General features: G+C 42.1%; 5 protein-coding genes and 1 pseudogene. All 6 read right to left on the minus strand.

Annotation, left to right across the window (positions count from 1 at the left end; translation table 11 throughout):
• The coding region (locus tag V7K42_RS22320) for an FG-GAP repeat domain-containing protein (protein ID WP_334919485.1) at nucleotides 1–381 on the minus strand (381 nt) is incomplete at its 3' end.
• A gap of 439 nt (nucleotides 382–820) precedes the next feature.
• The gene (locus V7K42_RS22325; protein WP_334919486.1) at nucleotides 821–3,493 is read right to left on the minus strand and encodes an alkaline phosphatase family protein; all 2,673 of its coding nucleotides are present in this window, start codon (nucleotides 3,491–3,493) and stop codon (nucleotides 821–823) included.
• 347 nt (nucleotides 3,494–3,840) lie between these two features.
• Nucleotides 3,841–6,933, minus strand: a pseudogene (locus tag V7K42_RS22330) (esterase-like activity of phytase family protein); the annotation flags it as partial.
• A 640-nt stretch (nucleotides 6,934–7,573) separates the two neighbouring features.
• Nucleotides 7,574–8,746 (minus strand): YbjN domain-containing protein, encoded by a 1,173-nt coding sequence (locus tag V7K42_RS22335; RefSeq protein ID WP_334919487.1) that lies wholly within the window; start codon nucleotides 8,744–8,746, stop codon nucleotides 7,574–7,576.
• A gap of 35 nt (nucleotides 8,747–8,781) precedes the next feature.
• Nucleotides 8,782–9,318 carry a hypothetical protein gene (locus tag V7K42_RS22340; RefSeq protein WP_334919488.1) on the minus strand — a complete coding sequence of 179 codons (537 nt, stop codon included), beginning with the start codon at nucleotides 9,316–9,318 and terminating at the stop codon, nucleotides 8,782–8,784.
• A gap of 35 nt (nucleotides 9,319–9,353) precedes the next feature.
• Nucleotides 9,354–12,680, minus strand: coding sequence for a hypothetical protein (locus tag V7K42_RS22345; protein WP_334919489.1), 3,327 nt, complete (start codon nucleotides 12,678–12,680; stop codon nucleotides 9,354–9,356).
• Between the last annotated feature and the right edge of the window lie 17 nt (nucleotides 12,681–12,697).

Consider the following 12,697-nt stretch of genomic DNA (forward strand, 5'->3'; position numbering starts at 1 on the left):
CCCGTCACCGTCAAAATCTGCCACGGCAACGGAACGGGGACTTGTGCCAACTGCAAAGTTGGTGGGTGTGCCAAAGCCGCCACTGCCATCGTTCAACAGCACCGATACATTGTTGTCACCGGAGTTCGTTACTACAAAGTCTAGTTTGCTATCACCGTCAAAGTCGGCTACAGCAACAAAACTAGGACTCACACCGACTGTGTAGTTGGTGGGAGCGCCAAAGCCGCCACTGCCATCGTTCAACAGCACCGAAACATTGTTGTCATCAGAGTTAGCAATCACCAAATCCTTTTTCCCGTCACCGTCAATATCTGCCGTAGTAACGGAATTGGGATTTGTCCCAGCTAGGAAGTTAGTCGCACTTGCAAATGATGCACTCATAATTAATTGTTTTGAAGTATGATATTTGGTTGCCTCACACCTGTTTATATTGAGATTGATCGTTTATTAAAGGTAATATTCTTATTAGCAAGGTGAGGAATGCACTATATATTTTAATGTCCAAATTTTACCAGAGCTTCAGTAAATATACTAGGGCAAACACAATCTAGGATTTATGCAAAGACTTGATTAGCGATCGCATCTACACATCTGTAACAGTAATCCCTCGCATCAGCAGTTGGCTGGTTAGCAAGGACTACGGAGTAGCTATCATCTTTGCCGCACTTAGTGATATTTATGCTGCCATCCGTCTAAATATATTCTGTGTGAGTGATGGTGAAAGATATAAAAAACGAGGGAATATCATTCCCCCGCATTAGCTTGCTACAGCTGATTAACTAATTTAGAATATTGAATTTAAGCTGTAATCATCTTTGCGCTAAACTACACTAGCAGAGAAAACAAAATCATTTGCTGTTAGGCTAGTTGATGTAATTCCAACTAATGAAGCCAACTCTGTATTTCCAATTTTCACCAGAGTATCACTACCTTGTTGCAACAGTGTTAAAGCACTAAATTGAGTTACACCAATACCACCAAGCCCGATTTTATCAGTGCCGATCGCAAAATCAGTCACGATATTCTTGCTAATTGGCAGACTGGCGTTAGCAATCCAGAATTGGTCAGCACCAACACCACCACTGAGGCGATCGCCACCTCCTTGACTAGCAAATAGCACATCATCACCATCGCCACCAAACAGCGAATCATTGACACCAGCGAAGAGTTTATCATCCCCAGAACCACCATAGAGACGGTTATTGCTACCGTTACTGGTGAGGGTGTCGTTACCTGAGCCACCAAAGGATAATTGACGAGTCCCTTCAACTACTGTCAAAGTATCATTACCTGCTGCCCCAAATAAATTATTACTACCATTGGCTTCCACTACAGTAACTTCGTCATTACCATTGCCACCATCGGCACTAGTGTTGCTAGCAGGGCTATCTGCACCAATCAAGACTTGATCGTTGCCATCTCCTGTGGACACTGAGGAGTCACTACCGACTATCACCGTGTCATCACCTTTGCCAGTCACAATTGTATTACCTTTACTACCCTCTACAAAGTCTGCTCCATCACCTGTAAATAAGGTTTGATTTGGCTTGAGGGTGACATCATCACTATTGGTAGAACCAAATTGCAGGTCTAGTGTCGTTAGTCCAACCGTGCGACCATCAAATCCTGCGGCTGTAAAGTACTGAGTATTACCTACACTTTGAGAATCCAGAATTGTTGCTTGACCATTAGCAGTTTTTTCTGAAGTCAATACTTCTTTGGTGGAGGGAACTACATCCGGGCCTCCCACCAATGCTTCTGTAATAGCACGACCTTTCAAATCGCCATTACTGGGAATATTCAAACCCAGAATACTAGCAAGGGTGGGTGTGACATCAGCATTACTCACAGGTGCATAGTCTACATAACCTGATTTGAAATCAGGGCCAATAGCCTCCATATTATTGAAGGTATCACCTCGACCAAAGCTACCATGCATCCCCTGCCCTTGCTGCAAAGTTGTATCAGCAATTTCTACCTGAGCTTGAGGGTTGTTTGGGTCGGTTGGGTCGGTGCTAAAGGTTTTGAAGTTGATTACAATTGATGGAACTGGTGTTTTAGCATCACCTTTTAGCCCGATCGCACTTAGCGGTAAAGCACCTGGAATGGTTCCGTAAGCATCGTCTACAAAAATACCACTGATGTAATCTTTTTGTGAGAGCAAATCCACTACCTGTTTAGCTAGAGTAGCATTGCCATTAGGGAGATAAATCAGGTCAGATCCACCGTTAGCAGCTACAACTATCTTTGTACCTGGGTCGAGTTGGCCATTAATTACCTCACCCGTACCACCAATTACACCATTCCCAGAAATAGGACGTTGACCTTGTGTAGCATCAACAGCCGCATATTGGATGTGGTTGAGGTCTGGAGGAAGTGTCGTCGGGTTAGGATCGTATAGAGGTAGACCTAGATCGTGAGCCAAATCAATCGCCACAAAGCCTGCTGGGAGAAATCCCGGATTTACACCTGCATAAGTTTGGGTAGCAGCATAACTAGTAGTTTTTGTGCCTTGGCTATCAATAGCTTGTTTGCTAATGGTAGAAAAACCGTGGTCGGAAGTAACAAAGACATCAGTAGTCTTGTCTAAGCCTGTACTTTTGAGATAGTCAAGAAGTTGCTTTAAATTATCATCAGCATCTTTGACCCCAGCTTTTGAAGTAGGGCCATTAATACCTGGTGTTAAGGTATTTAAACTATCGCCCTGATTGTGTTGACTACCATCGGGATCTCTTGACCAGTAAACCAATGCAAAAGGTTTACCATCTTCTTGAAACTTGGGTAAAATTACCTTGGTTGTGGCATCTGCAAAGTATTGTTGTTGAGCCACATTGGAATTGAGAGTACCTGGAGTTGTATTGTTACCGGCTGGCTGGACTCGCGGTGTTGGCTTTACATCTAGACCAGCAGCTTGTAAACGACTGACAATATCTGGATCGAGTGGAACAGCAGAAGGTGAACCAGCAGGTGTAGTCGGTGGTGTTGCACCATTGGTACTGTCATCAATAATTATTGTATTGGGAGTAGGAATAGTACCAGTAGTACCACCTTCTCGGTTAACTTGTGTGACATCTTGGATGGCAACAGGCCCTAATTTACCAACTGCTGCTGTGTTGAAACCCTGCGATCGCGCATAAGCTAGGAGTGACTCTTCATCTAGAAAGTTGTTACCGGGGAACTTTTCATCGATATCCCCCAGAACAGAATCATTTTCGATAAATGGCGTGACACTACCGTTAGCATTAGGGCTAGGAAAACCAGTGTAGATGGTATTGCTAAAGTCACCTGTATCACCTAGGTAATGCCCAGTGGCGATCGCAGAAGCATTGGGTGTAGTAAATGTTGGAAACAGTGAATGACTATTGGCGAAAGTAACCCCCTGCTGACGGATGCTATATAAAGTTGGGGTATCAATGGGGTTTACAGAACCGTTACGCAATCCATCTGCAACAAAAATAATGACATTTCTGCCGTTGCTATTTGTATCAGCCATGCCGATTACTCCTTAAGTATTGTGAGCTACAATTAATTGCAGCAATTGTGTGTCTGTATGAGCGATTAACTACACTCAACCCAAGCGAAAGATTCTTGGTTACAAAAACCTGAGTAGTATTTGGCAACAAAATGCTTAGTGTCCACATAAATTGGTGCAGACAATTAAATGAATGTAACTTTGCTTACTGCCTCAAAAGATAGTTGTTCAATGTTTAAGGAAAGTTATAAGCAAGTTAAGATTTTGGATAAAAAGCAGAAAAATCTTTACACACAAAAATATCCCCAACTTAGAAATCGGGGATCTTAACATTTGAATCTTGAATTTAATCTGTAATCATCTTTGAGTTAAACCACACTAGCAGAGAAAACGAAATCATTTGCTGTGAGGCTAGTTGATGTAATTCCCAACAATGAAGCCAACTCTATATTTCCGATTTTCACCAAGGTGTCACTACCCTGTTGCAATAGTGTTAAAGCACTAAATTGAGTCACACCAACACCACCAAGCCCGATTTTATCAGTACCGATCGCAAAATCAGTCACGATATTTTTGCTAGTTGGTAGACTGGCGTTAGCAATCCAGAATTGGTCAGCACCAATACCGCCACTGAGGCGATCGCCACCCCCTTGACCAGCAAATAGCACATCATCACCATCGCCACCAGACAGAGAGTCATTGATATTGGAGAAGAGTTTATCATCCCCAGAACCACCATAGAGACGGTTATTGCTGCCGTTACTCTTGAGGGTATCGTTACCTGAACCACCGAAAGATAATTGATGCGAACCTTCAACTACTGTCAGAGTATCAGCACCTGCGCCTCCGAACAAATTATTACTACCACTGCCTTCAACGACAGTAACTTGGTCATCACCATTGCCACCATCGACACTTGTATCGCTAGCAACACCATTTTGACCAACAAAGATATTATCATCACCATCTCCTGTGGATACTGAGGATTCACTACCGGCGATCGCGGTGTCATCACCATTCCCGGTTACAATTGTGTTACCTTTAGTACCCTCAACAAAATCTGCTCCGTCACCTGTGAATAAGGTTTGATTTGGCTCAACTGTAATATCATCGCTGGTAGTGGAACCAAAGTTAATTTCTTCAGCTTGAGGTTGACCTAAACCAGGAGCAAGGTTAAGGGGCTTATCCAACTTAAGTAAAAGAATCTCATTGTTGTCTATGACTGGATTTTGAGGATCGTTCCCAGGACGACCTGTTGAGAAAGGATAATTGTTGTCATTAGCTACCAAAATGGTGTTTTTGTCAACAACTAAAACATTTTCAATGGTTTGAAATGGGAAGTCAAAGGTGGTTTTGCCATCTCCATTCAGGTCTTTGGGGTCTTGGATATTTAACAAGTCTGCAACTTCTTCTTTAACTACATAGCCATTAGAATCTGTTTTCGACAGGTCTATTTTGTAGATTCTCTTAAATTTAGCCGCAGCCCCTTGATTGTTATCCCGTTCAATGACTAGGTACTCATTATCATTAATGACTGCTAAATCCCCGATGGAATTTGACGGATTATCCAATCTGTAATAGAGTTTATTGTCGGTGTACTTGTGGCTGGCTAAATCAAATTCATTGATCCGCAAAGCACCAGGGGTATCGCCCTGAACCGTACCTTCTAGCAACAAATAGAGTTTGGTTTTGCTGGCGTTAATTGCTCCACCTTCAAAACCTTTAGAACTACCCAAGTTAGCAAAAGCATCACCTGAAAGAACATCGGGGTTTTGTGGCGATCGCACCACATTATACTGAGGATCGTCTCTGAGTTTGTCGCGTACTTTATCCGCAATATCTGGGAAATCTGAGAAGAGCGCGTCTACACCTAATTGATAGAACTGCTGAATTTCTAGCTCTAGCTTACCTTTGTAATCTGCTGCTAAATATTGGTCTTCCGCCCGGAAGGTATAGGGGTGAACCTGTAAACCAGCGTTATGAGCATCTTGAATTAAGGTAGTAGGAGGTAATGTTGTCTTGTCAGCATCATTGACTACTCCATCTCCATTCACATCATCGGCTTTGCCATCACCATTCGCATCAGTACCTTTGACGCTAACAATCATCCGCTTCCAAGGGCCAATGCCATCAGCATAAGTAGCAACTTCAGCCAAGCCTTCTGGAGTTCGCAAGTCGCCATAAGTGCGAGTGTCACCACTGACTTTCAGATCGTAAGGCTGACTCTCGATAATCTTGCCATTGATATCAATGTCACTGGCATCTAGAAGTTGGATTAGTGGGATATCCACCCCTGCCGCAGGCATGATGGTATCATGCAGTTCTTTAAGATTACTCACTTCAAAGGACTGGATGAAGATCCGACTGGGGTCAGTGAAGTTATTTGCTTTGAGCGTATCGATTAATAGCTGACTAATATTTCTATTTATTTTGTCCGTCGTACCTACATAAGTAGCTTCATCAGCAAAATAGGTCGGATGCTTGGTTTCAGGGTAGATACCAATCTTTTTACCGGTGTCGGCTTCTACTTGCTTAACTAAATCGAGGATTTCCGTGAAGGTAGGAATTTCAAATTGGTCGTCAAAGGAGTGATCCCGGAAAGGTAGACGTTCTTCTGCCCGTAAAGTCTTGATTTCTGCTAAGGTAAAGTCTTCAGCAAACCAACCTGTAATTGTGTTTCCATCTAAACTTACTGTTTTTTTGCGATCGGCAAACTCTGGATGTTTGTAAACATCTGTGGTTGTATTATTAAAATTGACAGTACCATCAGCATTCAAAACTGCTAAAGCTGGCTCGTGGCGAGCAATTAGCACACCATCTTTTGTCACTACTAAGTCAGGCTCAATAAAGTCAGCGCCTCGCTCAATTGCTTGCTTATAAGACTCTAAGGTATGTTCTGGACGATAACCACTTGCGCCTCTGTGACCAATAACTTTAGGTGCTTCTCCATTTAAAGTTTTAAATTGGTCAGGTGTAACAATGGGAGCTTCTAATAATTTCCCAGTGGCATCAAAATGTAGCAGATAAGGGCCAAACTCGTCTCCAACCCAGATTGTCCCGTCTTTGTCAAAGACAAATGACTCTACATCAAAGTCTGCACCAGTTAGCAATCTTCCAGTAGTTCCCTCATTCACAATTTGAAAAGGAACTTTGTTGTTAGGGTCAGATAGTTGAATATAATCTAAAACTTTAACACTGCCATCTCCATTTTCTGTTCCTTTAAAATTTGGGTCTAGGCGATTGATTCGCAGTAGAAAATCTGCACTATTATCTTTACTTCCGTAGCCATTATCTGACAGGAAGTACAAAGAGTTGCTGTTAGCAAACTGTACACCACTAAAGCCTTGAATTGGCTGTCCTGGGAAAGGCCCGGTTCTGCCATTAGCTGAAACATCTGCACCAGAAGATGGCCCATCACTAAAGGTATCAGCAGGTAAAGAAGCAAAGCCGACTAATTCAATTGCCATAATTTAGAATGTTATTTGGGTATTTGGATTTAACTGCACCACCAGGTATTCAAGTTCTCTCATTTCATTACTTGTAGGAAAAATAAATCATGTTCTCATGCTAAAAACCGGAATTACGGGGAAATTTCAGAATTATCAAATTACATGCAGTAGGGGCAATAAGCCGCTTTGCGTCTACATGAATTGTCTCTACCTTAAAATCAGGGCTTCGGCTATTGTTTGCATAAGTCTTTTACAGTTTGGGCAAGTCCGTTAAGTCCGATTTCGTCATTTACACCGAGAATACATTTCCAAAAAACGCATTTTCTCAGAGTTGTCAAAAGCTTAAGAAATGATAGTGGAATGTCACAGCGTTAGCGAATCTGCGAGTGTCTGGAGGTTTCCCCGATGAGCAACTGGGTGTGGAGTGCAATTAGTGTGGGAATCATAACTAATTACCTAGACTTGATATTAGTGAGTAATGAATGTGGAAGAACAAGATTCAGAACTTAAATCTGTTGATAGTAGTTATGAGAGAACTTAGCTAGCACTAAAGATATTTTCATTAAAAGATTAAGATAAGAATAAGCCAAACAAAAGAAATGATTAAAATTCTTTCAAGAGAATAAGTAATATTTGTAATAAAACCGGATTCCTATATCGTGGTTTCTATTTTAGTAATTGCTTCTTTCGGTGAAGCATCGCCATCAATTACAAATGTAATCCCTGGTAGGTATTCATCCATCATCGTGACGTTAGTGTAAACTAGATTTTTGATTATAGCAAAACTGAGATTGTCACCTACAATATCAATACTAGTTTTGTAGCGAATCTCGCCATCGCTAAAATCGAGTTCAAAGTTGCCAATCATCAAGCCGTAATTGGCACGAGTGAGGAATTCAGCAACAGCTTGTTTCCTATTTTCTGGCACAGTGATGGGGCAAAGGGAGTAAAAGACAAATTGCTTATTTTCTTCTCTAGCTTTGGCATAACAGTTCCATCTGCCATTTTTACCTTTAAATGGAAGTTGTAAAACAGATTCCCCTTGCAATTTAGTAAATTTCCAGTCATCTTCAGTAAAGAATTTGAGCATTTCTTCAAGAATTGTTCTGTCAATTGCAGGGGGTTTATCATTTTTTGTAACTTGCCGATCGATATCATTAAAGATTTTCTTTAATTCATCCAGATTGAAATCAGCGAAGCCTTTGAAAAAATGAGCAATTCCATCAAATAATTCAGCAGTGGCTTTTTCAGTTGTGGTAGATAAGTTATTCTCTGTCCATTCTTTGAAGAAAGTTGCTAGTGCATCGGAAATGGGATCGGATTTACCAGATGTGGCAGCTTGAGCAAGAGTAGCTGGGCTGAGGTAATGCCATAATGTACGGTAGCCAACTTGTTTAGATGCTTGCAGTTGCATAGCTGATAGTAGCAGCCAATTTTCTGTAGCAAATAGGGGATTATCAGGTTGTTCTTGGTTTAACTTGAGTAAATTAATAGATATATCGTCTACATTGGCAAGATATTCTTTAAAAATTGAGATAAAATCTGGCTGTAAATTAATCTCAATTTGGATATCTACTTCAGGTGAAAAATCTTCACTGGAAAGGAGAATACGGATTTCTGGTTTGAGGTTGAATAAGGCTTCAGTTTCAACGCGTTGGTGAAATTCTGGATTGCTTTGAAAGGTGAGACGACATTCAATCACCTCGTCTTCCAGTTTTGTGACAGCTAGAGTTTGGGCGTGGATGGAAAAAAGTGAGATGGTGCGATCGCGTAGTATTAGCTCTTGATTTAATTGATAATGGTTAGTCTTTATTTCCATTGTCATCAAATTCGCTTTTAAGACAAAATAAACCTCAAAACTTAAAACTTTGGTTTAGTATATTGAAATTCTTCAGGCGTATATATACCAACGCCTAAATCGAATAGGTCGTTGTTTGTCACAATTATGTAACCAGAACAACTAAATGCAATAGCAGTTGCCAAAGCGATAAACAACCTTGGTTCAGGACGGCTCCGACCTCCAAAACTGGTAATAATATAGAAGTAGCGAGCTATTCGCCAACGCTCTAAAAGTATTTGAACTTCCTTTGGCTCTAGATTTTCTCCATAGTCTTCGAGATAATCTAGCTCTAGATTTTCTTCGTCAATGTCTTCAGCCTTCGATATAACTGAAAGTCCTAATGTATTTGGTATCGCTAGCGAAAGATAATAGTGATTACCCAAAGATAGTTGTTCATCATCTGCCACTTTTCGTTTAGAAGCTAATTCAAAAAGAGATGGATTTTTGCCTAAAAACTCTTTTTCTTCCGAACTAATTAGTACATATAGCCTTTTTTTTATGTCTCCCCAGTCCGCAATATCTGGAATTGTTGAAAATATTTTTAAATCAATACTCATATTCATACCTCCATTAGTAGCTTTTTTGGCTATATTTATAGCTTAGTAGCTATTCCGGCCGCATCTATAACAACAACTCCATCTTTACAGTCAATCATAATTTTTTTGAATACACCGGGCTGTGGCAAGACATTAGGTTTACTACTCGCAAGGAATGTTAATACATCGTTTGTCGTATATTCAGGCAAGCTTGTGAATAGTACCGCATCCTTAGCCCCAGAATTTATCACATGAGGAACATTTTGTCTCATTTCACGGAATGCACCTTTAACACTTTTTACTTCAGGCATATTCTTTAATGAAACAGGTATGCGATCGCTTGAACCTTTAGGTGTAAAGTACCCTTCAATACCTTCACTAGAGTTACCGAGAAATTCAAATTCACCGCCACCTTCCAATTGCCCAAAGCGTTTGGCCTGGGTTGCTTCGTGAGGTGCATCTTCAACACCTTTTAGAGTTGTATAATTGGGATCTATTTCATGATCGCTAGCAATCATGTGAATCGAGTAATGACCTGGTTCTTTTACATGTGCTTCAAAGCCTTTGATCCATGAGTATTGCGGTTTGACAGTTGCAGTCAAAATGCCAATTAGAACTAATGCTGGTGTATTGACAATATCATTTGCTTCTGTAATAGACTTCGCCTCGGCGATCGCTGCTGGTAATTCTGCTGCTTTTTTAGCATCCTTTTCGGCAGCTTCCTCTGCTGTATTGCCAGCATCTTTTTCGGCACTTTCTTGAGCCGCTTTATTTGCATCTTTCTCGGCAGCTTCTTGAGCAGCTTTTTCTGTGCCAGTCTCAACAGTTTCTGCTGTTGCTTTTTCTGCACCTTCTATTGCTACTTTCTCTGCACCCTGCTCGACAGTTTCGGCTGTGGCTTTGCCAACGCCTTTTTCTACGGCTTCACCAGCTGCCCCTCTAGTACGCCCTAACAGTTCCTCGGCAAAGGTAATCAGTTTTTGACCAATCTCGCCCAAAGAACCAAGGACTTCTTTAATTGCACCACCAGCACGCTCAAATAATTGACCAATACCTTTAATGCCATCTAGAACTAAGACACCCAATTTCTTCAATAGAACAAAGGCTTCTTCCATCACTTTGTTCGGGAAGTTAAGGAATTTAGCAAATCCTTGTAAAGCTTTGCCAACAGCGCTTACAGGTGTCCAAGTTCCAGCAGTTACGAAATCGAGAATCACTTGAAAAGCGATCGTTCCGGTTAACCAACCCGCCCCTTCACCAATCTCGTCTTCTGCTCCTTCTTTGAGCATGAAGTCAAAGACTTTTTGAGCAATTTGACTCGCTGCGCCTTGAATTGCGTTTTGAACTCCACCCCAAGCTGCACCTAGCTTGTGCATCAGATCGGCAAAGGTCAATCCCTCACCGCCACTAAAGAATTCTTGCACCGCAGGCATAAAGCCTGTCGTCACTTTAGTCACAGATGGTTGGATATCTCCAGCCATTTGCTGCACTCGCTTACCCATCTCTGCTTTTTCGTTATTGGGTAGTTGTGCATTCTGTTCTGGGGTTGCGCCTTGGGCTGTTGCTCCTGCGATCGCTGGGGTAAGCTCTAAGGCATCGCTAGCTGCATTCTCAAACCAGCTAACTAAGCTTCCAAGTCCTTCAATGGCTAAATAAATCAGCTTAAATGGATCGGTTGCACCCTCCCAAATTCCCTTAAGCAGTCCTTTGACAAATCCCATCAAGAACCCTGGACTACCACCACTGATTATCTGAGCTAGCCGATTAGCGATCGCAATTTTCTTCTGGTCATCTTGGTTCCGTACTCCTTCGAGAAAGCCGATGACTGCTGTTTTAACTATCGGCCACAATGGGCCAAGCATGGGCAACGTGGGTGCAGCTTGAAGCGCACCAATGACAATATCTAGGAGGAAATTAATAATTGGGGCTTTGTAGCAGTCATCTAAGGCTTGCCAAGCCCAACCCGCTAGGATGACGGGAATCATTGGCGGATTGACAATGGCTAACCCCAATGAAGTTAGCACGCCAATATATGGTTTAATCTTCGTGACAATTTTGCTGGCGACTTCTTGGACTGACTTAGCAGCTGATTGGAATCCTTCTTGACACCAGGTGATGAATTCTTTTACACCATTTGATACTGTCTGTACTAAGCTTTGGGCCATGCTCAGTAACGGCACACCGCTAATTGAGCCTAACAATTCTAAAACTGCTTCACTTAATTGAACTGCCTGATTTACCAAACTGCTAACTGTAGATTGCATGGTTTGGCTAAATCCTTCTACAGTACTCAGTAGTTCCGGCAAAATTGTACCGCCCATTTCCTTATGAGCGTTTTTGACAATATCTTTATCGTCTTTATGCGCCCATAACCACTCCACTGCTTTAACTAACTGGGGAACATATTTGACGATGAGGTAGATTGAACCCACTGGTGAAAAAGCCAGTAATACACTACCCACAGTTTTCAAAGGGCCAAGCACTGGCGCGAGTGGGCCTTTTATTTCTGTCCACACCTGGGAAGCTTTAGTCTTCAGCCATCCCAACACGCCACCTTCGCCATCACCACCAATGCCGAGTTGTTCTTTCACCCAATCCCAGGCAGCACCTAGAGTATTGCGAACGGGAGCGCCCCATTCCCAGATTGTGGTTGCCAGCCCCTTAACAACATCAAATACACCGCCTGCAACGCTCATCAAGGCATCAAAAGCTGGGGCAATTACTAAATCGGTAACTTTTTGGAAAACGCCTTTAACTTGAGAAAACACTGCCTGGATTTGCTTAACGGCAGGATTTTCCATAAAGGCGTGTCCCAAGTCTTGCAACGCCTTTAAACTATTGGCAAAATTACTACAAGAGGCTGGATCGCCTTTGACAGCACCCTGAATTCCTTCAAAGACCCCTGTAAAACTACCCTGCAATTGGGCAATTACACTAGCAATATCGATATTTCCAGTGATGCTAGAAACCCAGGTTTTAATGCCGTCTTTGATTTTTTCACCCAGTAACCCCATCGGCCCTTGGCGAATCAAATCAGCTAAACCTGGGGCAACTCTCGCAACTAAGGCAGCAAAGGCTTCTTTGCCCATAGAAGCGACATCACTAGCTTTATCTCCAACCCATTGAGCGCCTGCACTAGCTTTATCTCCAACCCAGTTAGCTCCTGCACTGGCTTTATCTCCAACCCATTGAGCGCCTGCACCGGCTGCATCCTTAATATCATCCCAACCTAATTTTTGAATCGATTTGTTGTCTTTGTGGGGAGTGATGTTCTGGGCAAGTGTCTTACGTTGTACGCTATCCTCTAGACATCTCCAAAATAGTAATATTCTGTGGTAAAAGAAGATTGCGATAAATTTTTGACACAAAAATATGAGTGACATACTGAAGCACATTGAAG

The organism is Nostoc sp., assembly GCF_036917455.1.
Taxonomy (GTDB): Bacteria; Cyanobacteriota; Cyanobacteriia; order Cyanobacteriales; family Nostocaceae; genus Nostoc.